Consider the following 22537-nt stretch of genomic DNA (forward strand, 5'->3'; position numbering starts at 1 on the left):
TTCCAACTAATACATTTACTATTACAGCTTTCGCTATAGTAAGATGTAGCTTATTAAACCTTAAACTTATCAGACACTTGGTTTAATTCATGCGATAAACTCTCAAGCTCTTCAAATTTTTCACGAGACACAGAAGAGCCTTCACCAATTTCTTCAGCTAAGGTCGCAATGCCACTGATACTTTCTGCTACTTGGCTTGCAACCATTGATTGCTCAGACGCCGCTGTTGACACTTGAATATTCATTTCAGTCAATTGTTTAATAGAATCTGACGTTGAATCAATCAATGCGCGGATAGTTGACATGGCATCTGACACCGCAGCTCTTTTGTCAGCTGATTCACCCATATCTTGGATAGTACGTTGCGAGCTGTTTTTCAAGCTATCTAAAATATCTGAAATTTCAATGGTACTTTGTTGAGAACGTTGCGCTAACGTACGCACTTCATCAGCTACTACGGCAAAACCGCGTCCTTGTTCACCCGCACGGGCAGCTTCAATAGCGGCATTTAGTGCTAATAAATTGGTTTGCTCAGAAATGCTTTGTATCACACCTAATACTGAGTTGATTGATTCAACATTACCACCTAATTCTTGAACTGAGTTCTCAACATTTTCTAATAGCGAATTAAGCTCATCCATACGTTGGTTAGATGATTGTACTTGGGTCAGTACATTTTGCATTTCGGTTTCAGCGCTTTCTGCTGAAGTACGAGTCACTTCAGCACTATTGGCAATTTCTGCTGAGGTCGAGGCCATTTCTTCAACCGCAGTAGCCACTTGGGTAGTTTCATGTTTTTGCTGTTCAGAAGACTCTTCCAGTTTGCGTTGTCGTAGGGTTGATTGCTCTGCCATGTCAGACAAGTTTTCACTGGTTTGCTTAATATTACAAACATCACCTGCCAAGGTAGTTAAAAAGCGATTAAAGTTGCTGGCAATTTCATTGAGCACATCAATAGGGCTATCTACTATGGTTTGGGTCAAATCACCTTCACCATTAGCTAATGCTTCCACCGAAGACGAAAGGTTTTTCAGTGCATTGTAAATAACATTAATTGCAAATGTAACAATAAAAGCAACTACTATGGCAACCACCAAAGTGGTGAGTATGCTATTGGTTGTGTTGCTGGTTTGTGCGCTGCTAATATCCTTATCAATGGTTGCAATCACTTTATCAATAGAGTCAATGTAAAAGCCTGTACCCAGCATTAAATTCCATTTATCCACATAGATGGCATAGCTATATTTAGGAGATGCTTCACTTTGGTTAGGCTTTGGAAACCAATAAGTATAAAACTCACCGCCTTGCTTACCTTTTTGCACTAAATCTCTAACAATGTATTGCCCTTTTTTATCTTGAAGATCCCAATAATTTTTGCCTAAACCAGACTGGCTCTTCCCAAGAAGCACCCGTTCACCATCTGCTTTATAGCCAAAAATATAACCAGAGCCATTGTCAAAGCTAATGTTTGAAAGCAAGGCTAAAGCTTCTTCATAGCCTTCAGTACCGGGCTTATCAACTAGAGGCTGTATCATAGATTCTACCGAATCCATGATGGTTTTTAGTCGGGACTTCTCGGTGGCTAATATAGTGTCTTCTGTCAACTTAGTAACATCGCTGCCAAATCCTTTTAACGCGCTAAACTGAAGGAAAATACCCAGTAATGCCACAATTAATAATGGCGCGAATACTAGTGAGTAAATTTGGACTCGAAGCGATTTAAACATACAACTACCTCAGTAAAATGAATTAACTTATTGTTTTATTATAATAAAAGTGACCTAAAAGCAAATTATATGATTGTTTGTTATTTGAGCGTTTAGGTGTCTTCTAATTTATAGTGTAGCTTGTTTTAAGTTGCATGCATTAATAATTATAACTTTTATCTAATGTGGTAGTCCCTACAAACTACCGAGGGTCATCATAGTGGCATGAAATTTTAGATGATAGAGTTAATATTAATGAATGGTTATTGGTATTTTAATTTGATTTTTTGCAACCCGAATCCGACAATTATTACACTAAAGGGTAAAGTGACTGAACCTAATGAGCTATTGATTAATATCCAAATACTTACAGGTGAGTTGCATAATATTTTTTTAGTCTATACTAAATTTATCAAATAGCCCTGTTAGTTGAATGGTTTTTGTTAAAAACTGGTTGACTAAGACAATAAGTGATTAATATGTCAACAAAACCGAATGTATTTGTAAACCTTTCTTGGAAACAGAAGTTAACCATTATTATTGCCATTACGTTATTAGGTTTAGTAACAGTTGCAGGTTCAGCTTTTATCAGCTTAAACAGTGTAATTAGTAGTTTTGAGAAGCAAGGCGCTGCTGTTGATTATAAACAAAACTCTCAAGCACTCACCATTCGTTTGTTGAGGCTGAAATCTTCAGATGCTAATTTCAACGCAGAAAAGATCCCAAGCTTTACCGCTAATCTGGCGTCACTGAAACAACTCGCTGAAACAATGCAACAACAAGCCAATATGCTTGGCTACCAAGACTTGATTAATTACGCCAGTCAATTACAACAGCTCACTATAAAATACATTGATTTAAGACAGCGCTGGTTGAAAAACGGGCGAGTTTTAGGGTTTAACCCTGAAGAAGGTAATCTCGCTAAGCTAAATGAAGCACTGTCTGAGTTGAAAAAAGTGTCATTTTCAATGATAGACGACACAGTAAGTAACTTAGTTTTTAGTCAAGGGAAGTATACAGTTTCAAAAGAGTTAAACTCAGAAGTGGATATTGAAAAATATGTAAGAGAGCTTGAGTTAGTGGTTATTGACATGGATTGGCAGGAAAATATCGTAGGCAAAGTAATTCTCGCTTACCGTCAAGCGTTTGAATCTGCTAGAGGCCTTGTTAAACAAGAAGCTGAGATTGCTTCGGCATTGACATCAATATTGGCTGATTTAACAGCATTGGTTGAAAGTCAGGATGACTTTTTAGAGGAAACAATTATTAAACAAGTGGCTTTAGAAGCAAATGAAACACGTAAAGCTGCAATAAGTATCATTTCTGCCATTGCTATAGTTGTAGGGCTCATTATATTCATTAATTTAGGGCGTTTTTCTAGACAATTGAATAATCAACTAAAACATATGCATATTTTTTTAAAAAGCATTGCTGCAGGTGATTTTGCTAAAGATCTCGCCATTAATACGAATACAAAAGATGAGTTTACCCAGCTGAGAATAACCTCTAATCATATGGTACACGATATTTCCAATGTTATATCTCAAGTTGTTGATGGCAGTAAATTTTTGTTAGTTATTCGAGAGCAATTAGAAAATGAGGTTGAGCAATTAGGAATAACCAGCGAAAACGTTGAGCAAAAAACACAACAGTCAACGGTTGCTACGCAACACATATCAAATGCTGTAAATGATGTAGCCAAACGCTCTGTGGATGTCAGTGAAACGGCTAAAATTGCTTCTCATGCAACAAAAAAAGGGGGAGAAACTATCATTGATTGTGTTTTGTCTATGAAGGATATTGTTGATTTAATCGAAAAAACCCATGAAGAAGTAGCACAATTGTCTCAATCTAACACTAAAATGTTAGGTATTATTGACGTAATTAACAGCTTGGCAGACCAAACAAATTTATTGGCACTAAATGCCGCTATTGAGTCAGCAAGAGCAGGGGAAGCAGGTAGAGGGTTTTCAGTGGTTGCAGATGAAGTTCGCGCCTTAGCGCAAAAAACAGTCAGCGCAACAAGTAGCATAGATGACATTATTCAAGGTTTTAACGCGCAGTCCAGCCGAATGACAAGTTTAATGGAAAAAGGGATTGAGTTAGCGTCATCAGGGCAAGAAAATGCAAATAATGCAAAAGTATCATTTGAGAGTATAGAAGAGTCGATTCAAAAAGTTACTGTTGAAATGGATCAGGTGGTAGTTGCCGTAGATGATATTTCTGAGAATACAAAAGACATCACCAGTCAAATTAAAGAGATTTGCACTCAAAGTGAAGGAACAAAAGAAACACGTTTGGTGATGGCTGAGCATATTCATCAATTATCAGCCCAAGCTGAAATGTTAGGAAAATTAACTGGCCGGTTTAAGTTATTTAAAGGGTAATTGTAATGCACTTACACCTTATAAGACTATTAGACTTGAACTCTGAATGAAACTATATCAAACGTGTTAATCAATTGGTTAGTGTAGAGTTTCACTAGCACATTTTTATTAATGTGCTAGTGAGCCATTGTTTTTAGTTAATCCCCGTAAACCACTGAGGGTAACCATAATGCCACTTCTGGGAATACGATTAACGCCCCTAGGCCAAGTAGCTGTAAAATAATGAAAGGGATAACGCCTTTATAAATATCGGTTAATTTAATTTCGGGTGGGCAAACACCTTTTAAATAGAACAAAGCAAAGCCTACTGGCGGTGTCAAAAACGATGTTTGCAAGGTAAGGGCTATCAGCATCACAAACCACACTAGTACGGGTTGATCTAAACCGCCTACAGCACCAATGCCAAAGTCTAAGGTACTAATAACCGGCGCTAATAAGGGTAATACAATTAAAGTGATCTCTATCCAGTCTAATAAAAAGCCTAATAAAAATACGATACCTAGTATCACTAACAAGATACCAAAGGGGCCAAAGGGCAAGCCAGTTAGCATGCTTGATATAAACTCATCGCCACCTAGTTCACGTAAAACCAATGAAAAAACCGTTGCACCAATAAAAATAGCAAAGATGTAGGCAGTGGTTTTATATGACGCCATTAGTACTTCATGTAGCACCTTAAAATTTAACTTTTTATTTACAGCCGCTAATATTGTAGCACCTAAAGCACCAACGCCACTGGCTTCAGTTGGGGTGGCAATACCAGCAAAAATCGAGCCTAATACTGCAATAATAAGGGTAATTGGGGGGAGTATTGCGCGAATAACTTCTTTGATTACCGTCCAGGTTAATGGTCGACGATCTTCAGGTGCAGGAGCTACTTCCGGTTTAAAGTAAGATAAACCTAAAATATAAGCTAGATAAACAACACCTAACATTAAGCCGGGGAAAACCGCAGCAGTAAATAAATCACCCACAGAAAGTGCTAGTTGATCGGCCATGATCACTAACATAATACTCGGTGGAATTAGAATACCTAAACAGCCAGCACTACAAACAATGCCAGTAGCAAATGTTTTTGAATAATTTTGCTTCATCATCGCAGGAATTGAAAGCAAACCAAGTAACACAACAGAAGCGCCGATAATGCCGGTAGACGCGGCTAAAATAATACCGATTAGTGTAACCGTAATACCTAAGCCACCACGCACTCGACCAAATAGCTCTTGCATCGCCATCATCATGCGCTCAGCAACACCCGATTTATCAAGCATTAAGCCCATAAATATAAACATGGGCAGGGCAACCAGCACCCAGTTTTCCATTAAGGAAAAAATCCGAGAAACCACTAAACCTAATACATTTAAATCAAGGCCGGTAAAGGTATCTAGGTGCATATCTGAGAGATAACCAATACCACCATAGAGTACACCAACACCTGCTAGAACATAAGCAATGGGTATGCCGGTAAACAAAAAGACAATGAAGGTTAAAAACATGCTTATAACGAGAATTTCATTAACATCCATGATTATGACTCCTTCTTAGTTAGGGTAATAATATTTCGGAACATTCGCGCGAGTACCGCCATAGCTAATAAAATGAAACTTGCTGGTATCGCCGATTTAATTAGCCATCTAAATGGCACACCTAATGGTGATGACGAACTTTCACCTAAGGCGTATGAATTAGCGACATAATCAAAACTATTAAATAAAATGACAAAAATGGTGGGGAAAACAAAAACGATCGTGCCAAATATCTCCCATTTCAGCACCGTTTTTGGTTTTAACATTGAGGCTACAACGTCAACTCTCACTTGAGAGTTTGTAATTTCGGCATACGATAAACCGAACATGATACCAATGGCATATAAGTGCCATTGAATTTCTTCAAATATAATAAGGCCATTTTCAAAACCGTAACGCATAGTCACGTTAGCAATAATTACAACGATTAATAACGCTGATGACCAGCAACAAACAGCAGAGACTTTAAGAATAATTGACTCGAAAACGTCTGCTATTTTAAGCATTAGTTGAGCAAAAGCGCTCGTAGGATTGGAAGATGAATCAGTCATACGATTCTCCTAATTCAATAAAAAACCTAGAACCCGAAGGTTCTAGGCTGTGCAAGAATGGGGATTATTGCACGTAAGTAAGTCGTTAACTTAAAGGCTAGGTTTTGGACGAGGTAAGAATGCGTTTGATTCCCATAAGTCGTAGTTTTTACGGAACTCGGCTAGGTCGTCATGAATTTTCTTAAACGCCGGGTCGGCCGCTGATTGCTCAGTGACAACTTCATCCCATTTTGCTTTAAACGTTGTTAGCATTTCAGGAGACCAATACTTATTGATTACGCCATCTTTCACATTATCTTTCATCACAGGTGCTTGAATTGCTTCACCTAATGCAATGGCTTCTAAGGTTGCAGATTTACATAAGTGTTCAATAACTGATTGTTGGCGTTCACTCATTTTCTTCCAAGTATCTTTATTGATAATTAATTCCATTATCGTGGCTTGTTGATGCCAACCTGGGAAGTAGTTATATTTTAGTAACTTCTTCAAACCAATGCGCTTGTCAACAACAGGCATTGAAAATTCAGTGGCATCAATAACCCCTTTTTCAATGGCTGGGAAAATTTCCCCGCCAGGTAAACCAACAGTGCTTACCCCTAATTTTTCCATAACCAGTGCGCCTAAACCAAAGAAGCGCATTTTTAAGCCTTTTAAATCTTCAGGTTTGTTGATTTCATCTTTGAACCAACCTGAGGTTTCTGGGGCTAACACACCACAAACTTGTACTTTGACATTGAGGTTGTTGTTGTCATAAAGTTCTTGGTGTAATTTATTGCCATTGCCATGGTAGAACCAAGCTAAATATTCTGGTGCTTCAGGGCCAAAGGGTACGGCTGAAAATAAGCGTGCTGCTGGAATTTTTCCGCCCCAGTTACCTGCCGTAGCATAGCCTGCTTGAACTTTACCGGTTGAAACGGCATCAAGAATTTCTTTTGGATTGACTAGCTTGTTTGGCTCATAAATTTTCATTTTTAAGCTGTTGCCACTTAATGTCTGCATATTGTCAGACACATATTTAATGGTTGAACCTAAACTCGGAAGTACGGAGTTATAATAAATAGGGGTTTTAAGCAGCATTTTCTTTTCACCCATCGCTGAGCAAGAAAAACTACTAGCAATTAGTGTACTTAATAGTAATAAAGGTAATTTTTTCATAGTATTCTCCAGTGGAATTAGGTGAAAAGTTAAAGCACGTATTTAGCAGTAAATTGAACGTAATCAGAATCGGCACTCGCTTCAGCCATTTCAAAATTACCTACTTCAACACCAAAAGATAATTGCTTAGTCACATTGTTGAATAAATTTACGCCCCAGTGTGTGCGATCTCTGTCACTTACATCATTTTCAGTGTTGCCATAAAATACAGTGCTTCTCATATCGTCTGACCAAAAATGACGGTAAGCAACTAATACTGAAGTAGTTTCTTCAACTTCTTCGCCGACCATATCTAATGAAGAGGTAGCACCAACATAGCGGCCAACCTCACCACCGTGTATTTGGAAGCGGAAGTCATCTTTACCCACGGTTTTAATACGGCCTGAAATGCCGTAACCTAGCGCTGACTGTGATTCGTTGGTTAAACTTTTCAATTGGCGTGCTACTGTAGATACCGCAACATTACCCCAATCACCTTTGAAGGTGTATTTGGCAACAAAGTCAGGTACTGAATCATCTAGCGTTGTTGCACTGCCACGGTAACCACCGTAGGTTTCTGGGTTTTCAATGGCTAACTGCAAGCCACCATTGGTGTATCGAATTTGGCCTTGACGGATAAACGCTGTTGAAACCAGTGGACCACCAAAGTCAACCGCTTCAACGATTGAACTAGTGTTCATAAAGGTTGACCAAGTTTGACCGGCTAAGATGTTTTTATATTTGATAAAAGCATGACGTAAACGCGGGTGAGCTGAGTTAGAAATCACTTCATTACCGCCACCACCGTCAAAATCCATTTCGATAAAACCAGTTACATCACCGTGTTGGTATTTGGTATTGAAACGAGTTTCTCTTGCTGAAATAGCGAAGTTTGATTGGCTGCTATCTAGCACTGTGCCACCGCCAATCCAGTAATCTCTGGCGCCTATAGAGCCGTCGGTATAACGGGCATCGGCTTTAATATAACCGCCAAACGTAATTTTATCTCCCCCTGTCAAATCGATAGTATAACCAGCAAAAGAAGGTGCAGATACCAATGCTGTCAACAGTAAACCGGATTTAATTATAGTTTTCATTTTATTTCCTTTTTAGTTGATATGAGATGGTTAGTGTTTCAAGGAACCATCTTGCTTATTGCGATATCTACCTTATGTAATATTTTGCCCTGAGGTAATCGGCGTATGCGCGTATTTTTTCTACGTGTTTACCCTTAGTTTTTATTTAGAGGCAATTGATTCTTATTATCATTATTGAAATAAGCTATAATAATCAATCTACTGTGTTTTTTTTTGTGGTATTGGTGAATGACGTGATCTAAGCGTTTTGTTTAGGTTAATAAATCAGATAAAATCTGCTTATGATAATTTGTGAATAATAAATAAAGTGTTTTTGGGGAAATATGATTAATCAGCAACGTTGCTTTACGCCCTTTACTGCGAATATTGAGCACTATACGTTGCCCAAGCGGTTTACGTTTCCATTTTGTTACCATCCTCACCCACTTTGTTTAGTTGCAGCTGAGCAGCTGCAGCAGCAATTACAAAGTGATCTGTTACTTGAGCAAAGCCTTGAACAAAATGGCAAAATGTTTGGGGTGTTAGTTGTTAGAAACCAACAAAATGAACTGGGCTATTTAAGTGCTTTTTCGGGGCAACAACTCCCCACTTCACACCAGATTAATTTTGTGCCACCCGTGTTTGAACTTGATGCGAAAACTGACTTTTTTCATGCTGAAAATAAAATTATTAACAGACTTAATCGTGAGTTAGAGGCATTAATCGCTAACCCTGAATTGGCAAAGTATCAGCAATCACTTAGCGTTATGCTAGAGCAACAAGCACAACAGTTATCAAAACACCGAAACCAGATGACACTCAATAGACAAGTTAGAAAAGTGCAGCGCAGCCAAGCAAAAAATAACTTAACTGGGGATGATTTAGCACTACAGCTAAAACAGTTAGCACAACAAAGCGTTGATGATAAAAACCAGCTGCGTGATATAAAAGCTTATTGGGCCGATTTAATTGCTCAAATACAACAGCAGCTAACGGCGTTAACCGATGAAATAGATGAAATTAAGAAAAAGCGTAAACAACGCTCAACCAAACTACAAAAAAAATTGTTTAAGCAGTACCGGCTATTAAATCGCCACGGGGTAGAAAAAGACTTAATTGAGCTGTTTGAACCTACCGCTTATCCTATCCCTCCAGCGGGAGCAGGTGATTGCGCAGCACCTAAATTATTACAATACGCGTTTAAACAACAGTATCAGCCAGTTGCAATGGCCGAATTTTGGTGGGGAAAAGCACCTAAATCTGAAATTCGCCAACATAAAAACTTTTACGGGGCATGTTCGGGTAAATGCCAGCCAATCTTACCTCATATGCTTGACGGTATGGCAATTGATGAAAACCCGCTGCTGCTCAACCCTGCTCAAGGGAAAAATCTTGAGATTGTTTATCAAGACGATGCGATTGTGGTGGTAAATAAGCCCAACGAGTTTTTATCTGTACCGGGTAAAAACATTGAAGACTCGGTTTATGCACGCATTAAACAACAATTTCCAGAGGCCACGGGCTCGCTTATAGTGCACCGATTAGATATGTCGACGTCTGGCTTGATGGTGCTAGCCTTAACTCAACGAGCGCAAAAAAGTTTACAACAACAGTTTATCAAGCGCCAAATAAAAAAACGTTATGTCGCTATTTTAGCTGGCTCAATAGCAAGCGCTTTAGCTGAAAATCAAGGTGAATCGGTAAATGAAATATCAGGTGAGCTCAATTTACCTTTGCGTGGCGATCTTGATGATAGGCCCAGACAACTCGTATGTTTTGAGCATGGTAAGGCATCAAGAACTTACTGGGAAGTTATTGAAACAGTCAATAAGCAAACCCGAATGTACCTCTATCCTGAAACAGGGCGAACCCACCAACTGCGAGTGCATTGTGCGCACCCTAACGGCTTAAATACTCCTATCTTAGGTGATGATTTATATGGTCGACAAGATGCAGAAAATAAAGATCAACGGCTGCATTTACATGCACAACGGTTAATTTTACATCACCCGATAACCAAAGAAGTGATGACTTTTGAAGTAGATGCTGATTTTTAGTCTGCTCAGGAATAAGCAGTCATTAACCGTGTAAAACAGGCGGTTTTCCCCTCTATTAATTTTCATCATTGTGTGGAAATCCACCCATTTTAAACAGTGTAAACAATGCGGCTTTCATTGTAAAAGCTAAATAAATCATTTGTTATTAATGGCTTAGTTAATTGTTTTTGTTTTTAATTAAGTTGGCGTAAACCTTGCGATATAGCTAGTGAGAGTGAAACGAGTTTACCAAAACCGTATTCATTCCTTCAATAAATACTATAACAAGGGGAAAGTACAAATGAGATTCAATAAAGTTATCGCAAAAAAAGCCTGTTTAGTTGGTGCGCTAATCGCAACATCAAGCACAGTATGCGCACAAGATGTGAAAACATCATTTTATGGTTCATTGCGCTTAGGCGTAGATTATGTCGATGCTGGTACAAATGATGATGCTGCCAACGGGCGAGATTATTTAAGTCGCATTGGTGTGAAGTCTTCAGTTGCATTAACCGATTCATTAACCGGTATTGCTAAAGTGGAGTACGGGCTTCGTGGTGATGACAATGTCAACTTTGCACAAAATAATAAACCCGGTTTACGCCAAGTTTTTGTTGGCGTAAAAGGTGATTTTGGTACGGTTACCTATGGCTCGCAAACAATTCTATGGCACAAGTTTGTGCGTGGTGCTTATTTTTCAGATGGCTTAGATTCACTTCGCCAAGGCGCTATTCGTGATGATGACTTTTTACAATGGGAAAAAACTTCAGGAAACTGGCGTTTTGGTGCGGCATTGCAAACTGAAAAGCAAGATGGTGATTCGTTCGACCAATACCAACTTGCCGCACAATACAAAGCAGGCCCGGTGAAACTTCAAGCCGCTTTAGCTGCCGACCAACGTGGTGAAAATACCGGTAACTTATACGGCGTTAGAGCTTGGTATAACGTTTCAGATAAGGTCACGGTTTCGGCATTTTATCATTTAGCCGAAGAAGATTTTGACATTTATGGTGGTAATTCATCAGGCAATGTTAACTTAAAAAGTACCGAAGAGTCGGGTAATGTTGGTAGTGTTACTGCATGTAAAACAGAAGAGCGTTCAACAACCGGCCTTTATGGTAAATGGAAGTCAGGTAAAAACCAAATTCATGCCCGTTATGCAATAAACAGTTGTGATATTAAAGGCGATGTTAGTTCAGTTAAAGTGGAGTATGTTCGTGCTTTATCGAAAAAATTCAAAGTATGGGCAGCTTACGAGCAAATGGACAGTGATGACAGCAGATTACCTTCAACGGGTGAAGATATGTCTGAGTTACAGTTCGGTGCTCGTTTCGATTTTTAATCTTAATTAAAATAAAACAATCATTAAGGCCAGCTTGATATCAGGTGCTGCAATAAAACTATTAGGTTAAGTTGGTCGATAAAACAATTAGGAAAAATTATGTTATTAAATAAAAAATTAATTGGTTTAGCTACAGGTATTTTGTGTTCGTTATCAGCTGTTGCCCACGCCGAGCCCATTGAAATTAAATTCTCACATGTGGTTGCTGAAAACACGCCAAAAGGAAAAATGGCAATTAAATTCAAGGAATTAGTGGCCGAAAAACTACCTGGAAAAGTAACTGTTAGTGTGTTTCCAAACTCTCAGTTATTTGGCGATAATAAAGTATTAGAAGCGATGCAATTAGGTGATGTGCAAATGGCAGCACCATCATTGTCAAAATTTAAAAAGTACACTAAAAAGCTGCAAATATTTGATTTACCTTTCTTGTTTGAAGATATGGCAAGCGTTGAACGTTTCCAAAAAGGGGCGGTTGGTATTAGATTATTACGTTCAATGGAGCGTAAAGGGCTTATCGGTTTAGGTTATTTACATAATGGTATGAAGCAACTGTCTGCTAGCGCGCCTTTGAGAGTGCCTAGTGATGCTAAAGGAAAAAAATTCCGTATTATGTCTTCTGATGTATTAGCAGCACAATTTCAGGCCGTAGATGCGATGCCGGTGAAAAAACCGTTTTCAGAAGTTTTTACTTTATTACAAACTAAAGCTATAGATGGCCAAGAAAATACCTGGTCAAACATCTATTCTAAGAAATTCTTTGAAGTACAAGAGTACATTACCGAAAGTAATCATGGTGTTTTAGATTATATGGTGGTTACCTCAAAAAGTTTTTGGGATAGCCTACCAAAAGCGTTACGCACCGAAGTGAAATCAGCGTTAGATGAAGCCATTGCTTATGGTAATGACATTGCCGCGAAAAAAGCAGAGCAAGATAAGCAGTTAATTATTGACTCTAAACGTTCACAAATAATCAATATTTCACCAGAGCAGCGTCAACAATGGGTAAATGCAATGAAGCCAGTGTGGAAACGTTTTGAACGTAAAATTGGCAAAGATTATCTTGAGGCTGCGGTATCGTCAAATCAGTAATATCAGTTTCTTACTTTGGCTGAGCTTAGTCTAGTCAGCCTTTTTTATTCGTATTATTAGCCAAAAAACAGGGACGTTCAGCTAATTAATTTAGGTTGGTTTTATCATGTTTTCTAAACGATCAAATACCATTGAAGAAAGTTTTGTCAGTTTATTGCTTGTTGCTATGACGTTACTGGTATTTTTTGAGGTTGTTTCCCGTTTTGTATTTAATATAGGTTTTCAATGGCTTGAAGAAGTTACCTTAACCCTAGGAGCATGGTTTGTGCTTTTTGGTGCCTCTTATGGGGTGAAGGTTGGCGCGCATATAGGTGTTGACGCTTTTGTACAGTCTTTGCCAAAAAAAGCACGAAAAACAACCGCTATTGCCGCGGTAGTTTTATGCTTAGCGTATTGTTGTTTGTTTATCAGTGGCAGTTGGACTTACTTAGCCAAAATGTACAGTATCGGTATAACCATGGAAGATGTTCATGTCCCGCAAATGTTGGTTGAACTGTTTGATGACGAAACCTTATGGGAAATATTTCGCATTGACAGTGAAGAGCCATTAATGCCGTTATGGATTGCTCAATCAGTTTTATTGATTGGCTTTGCTTCACTTTTTTACCGCTTTTTTCAACTTCTACTCAAGATTATTTCAGGCAAAGCTGAAGGCTTCAAATTTGCTGATGAAGCAGAAGAGAGTATGCACTTAGTACAAAATGAGTCGTCAGAAAATGACGTACCAGAGAATGAATCGGCTCAAGCAGACGATATTTCAGCGCAAGATACTAAGGAGAAACGCTAATGACTATTGCTACGCTTTTTATCACGTTATTAGGGTGTATGCTGATTGGCATGCCCATTGCGGTAGCGTTAGGTTTCTCAAGTATGGTGACCATACTGTTTTTTTCTAGTGACTCACTTGCCTCTGTTGCCCTTAAAATGTATGAAGCGACCTCAGAGCATTATACTTTGCTAGCGATCCCGTTTTTTATCTTGTCTTCTGCTTTTCTTTCAACCGGTGGTGTGGCTAGACGCATTATTGATTTTGCAGTAGCGAGCGTTGGTCATATTCGCGGTGGTTTAGCGATGGCCTCTGTATTGGCATGTATGCTGTTTGCTGCGGTTTCTGGATCCTCTCCTGCAACGGTTGCGGCGATTGGCTCAATCTGTATTGTCGGTATGGTGCGTGCGGGTTATCCTCAAAGTTTTGCTGCTGGGGTTATTACTAATGCCGGTACTTTAGGTATTTTAATTCCGCCATCTATTGTGATGCTAGTGTATGCAGCGGCCACGGAAGTATCAGCTTCAAGAATGTTTATGGCAGGTTTGATTCCCGGTGTAATGATGGGCAGCATCTTAATGATTGCTATCTACATTGTCGCGCGTGTCAAGAAGCTACCAGCGCAACCGTTTCCGGGTATTAAAGTGTTCTTACGCTCGGCTATTATTGCGATGGGCGGCTTAATGCTAATATTTATTGTCTTAGGTGCTATTTATGGCGGTGTCGCTAGTCCAACGGAAGCCGCAGCAGTAGCTACGGTTTATGCGTATTTGGTTTCGGTATTTGGTTATCGTGATATTGGCCCACTCAAAGCAGTTAAGTGGCGTAATCATAAAGAAGCATTGTTTCAAGCCATTATTAGAAATGTGTCGTTAATGACTTTAGCATTACCGAAAAGCTTTACTGATAAAGAAGTAAGAAAAGTGGTGCTTGATGGCGCTAAAGTAAGCATCATGTTGTTGTTTATTATTGCTAATGCCATGTTGTTTGCTCACGTTTTAACCACCGAGCGTATACCACATATTATTGCTGAAACTATCGTTAGTTGGGGCTTACCTGCATGGGGCTTTTTGATCATCATGAATATTTTGTTGCTGATCGCCGGTAACTTTATGGAACCCTCAGCTATATTGTTAATTATGGCACCGATTTTATTCCCTATTGCCACTCAGTTAGGGATAGATCCTATTCACTTAGGTATTATCATGGTGGTTAATATGGAAATAGGTATGTTAACGCCGCCAGTGGGACTGAATTTATTTGTCACCTCAGGTATTACGGGGCGCAGTATGGGCTGGGTTATCAAAGCATGTTTACCTTGGTTAGGTTTATTGTTAATGTTCTTAATACTCATAACCTATGTACCACAGATATCGTTATTTTTGCCTGAATATATAGATAAACTTAACGGTTACTAGTTCTACCAGCTGTCATTAAAAGCCCTGCACTTGTTGCAGGGTTTTGTTGTTTATCATCTCGCATACAAAGAGGTTTACATGAAGATTCAAAAGATGAAAGCCAAGCGCTACTTTGTGTTGCTGATGTTAATGCTTGGTTTTGTCTTCACCATCAAAATTGTACAGCTAATTGGCTTGCGTATTGCTTATAGCGAGCTAGATAAACAATCAAATAGTCACTTAAATCACTTGATTTTTTACATTGAAAGCACTTTAGGGCGTTTTGAAAAAATACCTGAAGTGTTAGCAAAACATCCCTTATTACAACAAGTACTGCTAAGCTCTAAAGACACTAGCAACCGTGAACGATTGAATGTGCTGCTTGAAGAAATAGGCGGGGTAACTCAAGCATCAGATATTTATTTAATTGATAAAGCTGGGATAACTATCGCTGCCAGTAACTGGCAAAGTGACCGCACTTTTATTGGAATGGACTTTAGTTTTCGGCCATATTTCCAACAAGCGCTGCAAGGCGATTTGGCTCGGTATTACGCTGTAGGGCTCAGTAGCAATAAGCGTGGTTATTACTTTGCTTATCCGGTCAAAAGTAACACTGACGTTGTTGGTGTTATTGCGGTGAAAATAAGCATTGATGAAATTGAGAATCAGCATAAAGAAGCCGTCGGTGAGAATAATTATAACTTTTTAATTGTGGCTCCTGACGATGTGGTTTTTATTTCTGATGAAGAAAAGTGGCGTTTAAAAACTATCGGTGCTTTTGATGAAGCTAAAACCCAACGATTGAAACAATCACCGCGTTATTCAGGTAGAGAAATTCAGGCGCTACCTGTTGAAAAGGTAAAAAGTTCCTATCTAGCGTATGGAATGTCAGGATCCTTGTATAAAGTACATCACCAAGATGATTTTCAACTGGTGTTTGCTCAACAAAAACAAATGTTTGATGTAGGCTGGCGTGTGCATTTATGGACGTCACTGGAAAGCATAGAACAACAAAAATCATTCTTAACGATTATTAGTGCCAGTGGCTATCTACTGCTATTGTTTTTAATATTATTCTCTAAAGAGCGAATGCGTAATGCTAAAAATCAACACAACGCTCGGCTGTTGCTTGAACAAAAAGTAAAAGAGCGCACTGCTGATTTAACCGCAACTAATGCTAAATTATCTGATGAGATAGAACAAAGAAAGCAAACACAAACACAACTTAATGAAACGCAAAATGAGCTTATTCAATCGGCAAAATTAGCGGTTATTGGTAATATGTCGGCCAGTATCAATCATGAAATTAATCAGCCTTTAACTGCATTGCGCAGTTACTCACAAAATGCGTTAAGCTACCTAGAGCGTAATCAACAAGAAAAAGCCAGTAATAATTTACAGCTAATTATCACCCTAGTAGACCGACTTTCTGATATTGTCAGTCAGTTTAAAAACTTTTCTAAAAAAAGTATGGGCGTTGCGGCTCATGTCTGCCTACAAAGTTGTATTGATGAGGCTATCAGCTTGATTAAGCACCAAGCACAAAATGAATTAGTACAGTTAAAACTAAATATCCCTGAGCAAAAGATTTTTATATTAGGCGATGACATTCGCCTAGAGCAAGTGTTGGTCAATTTATTTAACAATGCCATGCAGGCCATGAGTAATGAACAAAATAAGCAACTTTATATTGAACTATATTTAGAAAAGGGTCAGGCAGTTATTTTGATTAGAGATACGGGGCCAGGCATTTTAGAAGGCAACATCAAGAAGATATTTGAACCATTTTTTACCACGAAAGAGCGAATGGGTTTAGGACTTGGGTTATCAATTTCATCACGTATTATTGAATCTATGGAAGGAGATTTATGCGTGCGTAATCATGAAAATGGCGGCGCAGAATTTAAAATTGTGTTACCTAGGTATGAGCAAGCCAATGCGAAACCCCGTTAACCTAGTTACAACACTGAGATGACGATAACTATGACAAATGATAATAATAATTTAGGCACAATTTACGTCATCGATGATGAAGAACATATTTGTTCCGCCATCGAGCAAATGTTAGATCTGCAAGGATTTAGCGTACAAACCTTTACCAGTGCCGAAGTGCTGTTAAATAAAATAGAAATCAATTGGCACGGCATTATTATTAGTGATATCAATATGCCTAAAATTGATGGTCATCAATTGATGAACAAGGTACATAAAATTGATGCTGATATACCGATAATTTTATTAACAGGTTTTGGTGATATCACCATGGCAGTCAATGCCATACGAAAAGGTGCGTATGACTTTATTGAAAAACCTTTTAATAATGAACACCTGCTTGATACCGTCAAGCGAGCCTTAGATAAACGGGCATTAATACTGGAGAATCGCCACTTAAAAAAAGAGCTTGAAAATCATGGTTCACCGGGGCCAAGAATTATTGGACATGCTCCTTCAATCATCCACATGCGTAATTTACTTAATCAAGTGATGGATGCACCTGCTGATATATTGATTGATGGTGAAACCGGTTGTGGTAAAGAATTAGTTGCCCGTTATTTACATGATCACAGTATTCGTAAAAACCATAACTTTGTTGCGCTTAATTGCGGCGCGATACCTGAAAATATTATTGAAAGTGAATTGTTTGGCGCTGAGTCAGGCGCTTATACTGGGGCAGATAAACGCCGGATTGGTAAATTTGAACATGCTAATGGCGGCACCATTTTTTTAGATGAAATTGAAAGCACACCGATGTCATTACAGGTAAAACTACTACGTGTGCTTGAAGAGCGTAAGGTCGTTAGACTCGGCTCTAATCAGAGTATTGAACTTGATATTCGTATTATTGGTGCCACTAAGGTCGACTTACTAGCCTTATGTGACCAAGGTCATTTTCGCCATGATCTCTATTATCGTTTGAACTTAGTTAAAATAGATATTCCACCACTGCGCGAGCGAATTGAGGATATCCCCTTGTTATTTTTGCACTTTGCCAGAATTGCTTCGGCGCGATATCACAGAGAATTAATTCCTTTATCTCAAGAAAACAAAGCACGGTTAATTAGCCATGATTGGCCAGGTAATGTGCGAGAGTTAAGAAATTTAGCAGAGCGCTTTGTATTGTTAGGAGAATATGCCGCGTTTAATATACAAGGCAATAGTGATGATGAAAAAAAACCGACCATGAGTTTACTCGAACGGGTCGAATTTTTTGAGCGCTCTTTGATTGAAGAGGCGCTGAGTAATAACAATGGCAGTATCAAAGGTGCCATGGATGAACTGATGCTAGCGCGTAAAACCTTATACGATAAAATGAAAAAATATGGTTTAGTTCGAAAAGAGTTTCTATCTTAATTTCTATTTTTTCATTTACCCTCCCTTATCCGGATATAAAAAAGCCCATCACGAAGACGGGCTTTTCTTTAAAAAACAAGGAGTAGAATTCTGCTAATCTTTAACTTCTGCATTGTGATAAACGGTTTGAACGTCATCACAATCATCTAACATTGCAATAAACTTCTCAAAATTGGCAACGTCTTCTTCACCTTCAATATCAATATAAGTTTGCGGCACCCAAGTGATTTCTTCTACTTCTAAATCATACTCTGGCATTGAGTTAGCAAATTCAGTTTTAATTTTGAAAAACTCAGTATGGGGGGCATATACCGTAATGATGCCGTCTTCTAATTCAACGTCAGTCACGTCAATATCTGCCATCATAAGGTTTTCTAATACACTCTCATCATCTTCACCTTTAAAAGCAAATACTGCTTGGTGATCAAACATATGTGAGACAGTGCCAGATGAACCTATTTTTGAGTGGGTTTTAGTAAAACATTGACGAACATCTTTAATAGTACGGTTACCGTTATCTGTTAAGCAGTCAATAATAACCATGCAGTTACCTGGTCCAAAACCTTCATAACGTGCTTCTTCAAAATCTTCACCACCAGCCCCAGATGCTTTTTTTATCGCATTTTCAATAACATGTGTGGGTACTTGGTCTTTTTTGGCTTTGTCAATTAAACCACGTAACGCTAAATTACCGTCTGGATCTACTCCGCCATTTTTAGCGCAAACGTAAATTGCTTTACCGTACTTTGAATAAACTTTGGTTTTTGCCCCGGCGGTTTTCGCCATGGATAATTTACGATTTTGGTAAGCTCTGCCCATTATTCAGCTTCTCATTTTGATGATGTTAAAAAATAATGCGCTAGATTCTATCAGGGGGAGTAGGGCGTTGACTAGTGCAAGCCATAAAAATTAAAACATTAATTAGCTCTTTGTTGATTTATTTCAAAAATAAAACACTTGCTTAGTGTAAGCCTTTTTTATACTTTAGATGAAGTACGGATAAGTCTTTCCAGATACAATGAACAATAATAAAAGTTAAAAACAACAAGGAATTAAATCTAATGCAATTTGATGAATACAAAGTAATTTATGTAACCGAAGGTGGGTGTGGCACAATTTTTCTTGGCTCAAGTGGCTTGCCTTTGAAGCGTTTAGAAGCAACACTTAACCAAGAAGCTAGTGAAGGCTGGCAATTGGTGTTTCAAGTGATTGAGCAAAAACGCTTTTGGTTGTTTTGGTCTCGCGAAGCGGTCATATTAACCCTTGGCCGTAGCCGAAATTAGTCGTGTAAATGGCAAGCGTGATTAAAAAAGCTATACTAAAGGCCATTCGTTATTATCAAAAAACGGGTGGCTCGCAAAAGCATTTTGCAATTTCTTGTAACTTTACGCCCACTTGCTCGCATTATACTTATCAAGCGATTGAACGTTTTGGAGTGATGTCAGGCAGTAAATTAGGAATAAAGCGAATTAGGCGATGTAATGAGAGGGATTGTGTTCATATCAAAAATGATCCAGTGCCCATCTCTATCAATAAATGTAGTTGATAATAAAAGCAATTGATAATAATAAAAGGATTTCAATCATGGCATTATTAAAAGACATAACACTAGAGACAGAAACACTAAAAAAAGAAAACCTCCGCTTAGAAGAAAATGAATTGAGAGAGCAGATCGCTTCGCTTTCTATTGAGCAAAAAAGACAATATTACGCCCAAGAAGTCAAACATATGAAAGATCCCGACACTTATGCCGCTCTCAATTGGATTTGTGTTATGGGGTTGCATCATTTCTATTTAGGCAAATGGCAACGAGGTTTAGTTAACTTAACCTTGATGATCATCGGCATTTTGCTTTACTTTTCTGGCACCTTTCCTTTGATTGGTATCGCAGTTGTTGCGTTTGTGTTTGTTATCGAACTCCCACAGTTATTTAATAGCGAACGTATTATTTATCGATATAACAACCAGTTAATGAGAAGTATATTAAAACAATTAAATCCTAACGTTTAAATTAACGATGAGTTGAATAGACGATGAAAAAATTAATTTTTTGTTTTGACGGTACCTGCAATTCCCCAGACGATAGTGAAGAATTTTTTCAAGATAGTAGTATAAGTAATATATTGAAAATACATGCTTATCTAGGCGGAAAACTTAATCCATTAAATGGAATAAACCCTAAATTAAAACACCAACATAGCTTTTACTACAGTGGTGTTGGTACACGAGGAAATTGGCTCAAACGTAAGTTTAATGCCATGTTCTCCCCACCTTATGGTGACATGGATGATATTTTAGATGAAGCCAAAGCCGATTTAACCAAGCATTATGTAAAAGGCGATGAAATCTTTATTTTTGGTTTCAGTCGTGGTGCCGCTATTGCCCGTATGTTTGCTGCGCATTTACCATACAAGGTAAAATTTTTAGGTGTTTTTGATACGGTGGCAGCAACGCGCGGCTCTTTAGATCTCAACCCTGATACCTACCCTGCTAGCGGCATCGTTTTTGAAAATGGCACGCTAGGCGATCATATTGAACAAGCACTGCATTTGTTATCGTTAGACGAAAAGCGCATTTTGTTTCAGCCAACGCTTTTTAATGATGATCCCCGAGTGACAGAAGTTTGGTTTGCCGGAGTGCATTCAGATATCGGCGGAAGTTACTGGTTTGATGGTTTATCAGATATAGCATTGCAATTTATGCTCGAGACAGTTAGTGATAAATTAACGATTTTAACCGTAGATGAAATTGATTATGACGGCCTAAAGATCACCGGAGCTCAAGACGCTATTTGTGTAGATGATCTTAATATTAAGCCATTATGTGATGGTACTTTACATAGTCAAAAACGCACCAAAACCAATTCATCTATGCTGGCACCCAGATTGGTTCGGGTAAATATTAACGACGTAAAGTCTGAGCTTGCTCCAATTATTCACCATAGTGTTGCCACACGATTTAACAAGGTGTGCGGTTATCGTCCTTATGCTTTGCGCGATCTTCATTTCAGAATGCTTGATCAACAAGGAAAGGTCGGGGAATTACAGCATGGTATTGCTAGTTTGAATCTTTAATATTCTTATTGCAACTATTACCATAAATTAACCATGGTCTTATTTTTTCTGTTGAAATATAAGGCCTAGCGTGGTTTGGAGATTAAGCAGCTGTTACAATATTCCTCTATCTTCTCGTTGCTTTTTAGTTCTGGATTACCTAATTATGAATGACCAAACCTCTTCAACCGTCCCCGATATCTCAGTTGTTATTGAGTTTTTAAAAACACTGCAAGATCAAATTTGCCATGCACTAGCAAAAACAGATGGCAATGGCGCTTTCGTTGAAGATAAATGGCAGCGAAAAGAGGGCGGTGGTGGTCGCACGCGAGTTATGACCAATGGTAGTGTAATAGAGCAGGGCGGCGTTAATTTTTCGGTTGTTTCAGGTGATAAATTACCCCCGTCTGCAACAGCTCACAGGCCTGAGCTAGCCGGTCGTACATGGCAAGCGTGTGGCGTTTCTTTGGTGATCCACCCTAAAAACCCTCATATTCCTACGGCGCATGCTAATGTTCGGTTTTTTATTGCAGAAAAACCAGGAGAGCCAGCTGTTTGGTGGTTTGGCGGCGGTTTTGATTTAACGCCATTTTATCCGGTTGATGAAGATGTATTACATTGGCATCAAACCGCGCGCGATTTATCCCTGCCTTTTGGCGAACACGTTTATGCCGACTACAAAAAATGGTGTGATGAATACTTTTACTTAAAACACAGAGATGAAACGCGTGGTGTCGGTGGTTTATTTTTTGATGATTTAAATCAGTGGGATTTTGACCGCTGTTTCGATTACATAAAAGCGGTTGGGCAAGGGTTTATAGATGCCTATATTCCTATTATAAACCGTCGAAAACATGATAAATACAATGAGCAACAACGACAGTTTCAGCTATACCGTCGAGGTCGTTATGTCGAATTTAACTTGGTATTTGATCGTGGTACTTTATTTGGCTTGCAATCTGGCGGCAGAACCGAATCTATTTTGATGTCGATGCCACCATTAGCGCGTTGGGAGTACAATTATCAAGCAGATGAAAACAGTAATGAAGCCAAATTAAACCACTACTTAGTCCCACGAGACTGGCTGACAGAACTGTCTGCTCAATAATTTACTTTATTGACA

General features: G+C 38.6%; 19 protein-coding genes. 13 read left to right on the forward strand and 6 right to left on the reverse strand.

The genetic code is table 11. The features are described 5' to 3' along the window. Positions 1-53: 53 nt before the first annotated feature. The gene (locus tag ABXG98_RS03365; RefSeq protein WP_353537267.1) at positions 54-1727 is read right to left on the reverse strand and encodes a methyl-accepting chemotaxis protein; all 1674 of its coding nucleotides are present in this window, start codon (positions 1725-1727) and stop codon (positions 54-56) included. Between the two features lie 458 nt (positions 1728-2185). Here ABXG98_RS03365 and ABXG98_RS03370 point away from each other — a divergent pair, with 458 nt between their 5' ends. Continuing rightward, a complete protein-coding gene (locus tag ABXG98_RS03370) occupies positions 2186-4093 on the forward strand; it encodes a methyl-accepting chemotaxis protein (RefSeq protein ID WP_353537268.1) in 1908 nt (635 codons plus the stop codon). Positions 4094-4230: 137 nt separating this feature from the next. On the opposite strand, the gene ABXG98_RS03375 is transcribed toward ABXG98_RS03370, so the two are convergent. From ABXG98_RS03375 to ABXG98_RS03390, 4 genes are all read right to left on the reverse strand, one after another. Next, positions 4231-5619: a TRAP transporter large permease gene (locus ABXG98_RS03375; protein ID WP_353537269.1), complete on the reverse strand. Its 1389-nt coding sequence runs from the start codon at positions 5617-5619 to the stop codon at positions 4231-4233. A 2-nt stretch (positions 5620-5621) separates the two neighbouring features. Further along, positions 5622-6170, reverse strand: a complete 549-nt coding sequence (locus ABXG98_RS03380) for a TRAP transporter small permease subunit (protein WP_353537270.1) — start codon at positions 6168-6170, stop codon at positions 5622-5624. A gap of 90 nt (positions 6171-6260) precedes the next feature. Further along, positions 6261-7325 (reverse strand): TRAP transporter substrate-binding protein, encoded by a 1065-nt coding sequence (locus tag ABXG98_RS03385; RefSeq protein ID WP_353537271.1) that lies wholly within the window; start codon positions 7323-7325, stop codon positions 6261-6263. A gap of 29 nt (positions 7326-7354) precedes the next feature. Then, positions 7355-8401, reverse strand: coding sequence for a DcaP family trimeric outer membrane transporter (locus ABXG98_RS03390; protein WP_353537272.1), 1047 nt, complete (start codon positions 8399-8401; stop codon positions 7355-7357). Positions 8402-8724: 323 nt separating this feature from the next. On the opposite strand from ABXG98_RS03390, the gene ABXG98_RS03395 reads away from it, so the two are divergent. The 7 genes from ABXG98_RS03395 (at position 8725) to ABXG98_RS03425 (ending at position 18361) form a co-directional block, all read left to right on the forward strand. Then, complete coding sequence (locus tag ABXG98_RS03395; RefSeq protein WP_353537273.1) at positions 8725-10437, forward strand: RluA family pseudouridine synthase; 1713 nt, start codon at positions 8725-8727, stop codon at positions 10435-10437. A 280-nt stretch (positions 10438-10717) separates the two neighbouring features. Further along, the gene (locus ABXG98_RS03400; protein ID WP_353537274.1) at positions 10718-11758 is read left to right on the forward strand and encodes a porin; all 1041 of its coding nucleotides are present in this window, start codon (positions 10718-10720) and stop codon (positions 11756-11758) included. 99 nt (positions 11759-11857) lie between these two features. Next, positions 11858-12847, forward strand: coding sequence for a TRAP transporter substrate-binding protein (locus tag ABXG98_RS03405; RefSeq protein WP_353537275.1), 990 nt, complete (start codon positions 11858-11860; stop codon positions 12845-12847). 106 nt (positions 12848-12953) lie between these two features. Further along, positions 12954-13634 (forward strand): TRAP transporter small permease, encoded by a 681-nt coding sequence (locus ABXG98_RS03410; RefSeq protein WP_353537276.1) that lies wholly within the window; start codon positions 12954-12956, stop codon positions 13632-13634. Beyond that, positions 13634-15031 carry a TRAP transporter large permease gene (locus ABXG98_RS03415; RefSeq protein WP_353537277.1) on the forward strand — a complete coding sequence of 466 codons (1398 nt, stop codon included), beginning with the start codon at positions 13634-13636 and terminating at the stop codon, positions 15029-15031. The genes ABXG98_RS03410 and ABXG98_RS03415 overlap by 1 nt, the downstream gene beginning before the upstream one ends. Before the next feature lie 78 nt (positions 15032-15109). Continuing rightward, a complete protein-coding gene (locus ABXG98_RS03420; protein WP_353537278.1) occupies positions 15110-16963 on the forward strand; it encodes a sensor histidine kinase in 1854 nt (617 codons plus the stop codon). Between the two features lie 30 nt (positions 16964-16993). After that, positions 16994-18361 carry a sigma-54-dependent transcriptional regulator gene (locus ABXG98_RS03425; RefSeq protein WP_353537279.1) on the forward strand — a complete coding sequence of 456 codons (1368 nt, stop codon included), beginning with the start codon at positions 16994-16996 and terminating at the stop codon, positions 18359-18361. Positions 18362-18454: 93 nt separating this feature from the next. Here ABXG98_RS03425 and ABXG98_RS03430 read toward each other — a convergent pair whose 3' ends face one another. Beyond that, positions 18455-19180: a YebC/PmpR family DNA-binding transcriptional regulator gene (locus tag ABXG98_RS03430; RefSeq protein WP_353537280.1), complete on the reverse strand. Its 726-nt coding sequence runs from the start codon at positions 19178-19180 to the stop codon at positions 18455-18457. A 242-nt stretch (positions 19181-19422) separates the two neighbouring features. On the opposite strand from ABXG98_RS03430, the gene ABXG98_RS03435 reads away from it, so the two are divergent. The 5 genes from ABXG98_RS03435 (at position 19423) to hemF (ending at position 22522) form a co-directional block, all read left to right on the forward strand. Next, positions 19423-19644, forward strand: a complete 222-nt coding sequence (locus ABXG98_RS03435) for a DUF4177 domain-containing protein (RefSeq protein ID WP_353537281.1) — start codon at positions 19423-19425, stop codon at positions 19642-19644. An 8-nt stretch (positions 19645-19652) separates the two neighbouring features. Continuing rightward, on the forward strand, positions 19653-19907 hold the full coding sequence (gene yidD / locus ABXG98_RS03440; protein ID WP_353537282.1) for a membrane protein insertion efficiency factor YidD: 255 nt from the start codon (positions 19653-19655) through the stop codon (positions 19905-19907). Between the two features lie 38 nt (positions 19908-19945). Beyond that, positions 19946-20371, forward strand: coding sequence for a TM2 domain-containing protein (locus tag ABXG98_RS03445; RefSeq protein ID WP_353537283.1), 426 nt, complete (start codon positions 19946-19948; stop codon positions 20369-20371). Positions 20372-20394: 23 nt separating this feature from the next. Next, positions 20395-21435, forward strand: coding sequence for a phospholipase effector Tle1 domain-containing protein (locus ABXG98_RS03450; RefSeq protein WP_353537284.1), 1041 nt, complete (start codon positions 20395-20397; stop codon positions 21433-21435). A gap of 145 nt (positions 21436-21580) precedes the next feature. Continuing rightward, a complete protein-coding gene (gene hemF, locus ABXG98_RS03455) occupies positions 21581-22522 on the forward strand; it encodes an oxygen-dependent coproporphyrinogen oxidase (protein WP_353537285.1) in 942 nt (313 codons plus the stop codon). Positions 22523-22537 lie beyond the last annotated feature (15 nt).

It is taken from the genome of Colwellia sp. KU-HH00111, assembly GCF_040362745.1.
Taxonomy (GTDB): domain Bacteria; phylum Pseudomonadota; class Gammaproteobacteria; order Enterobacterales; family Alteromonadaceae; genus Colwellia.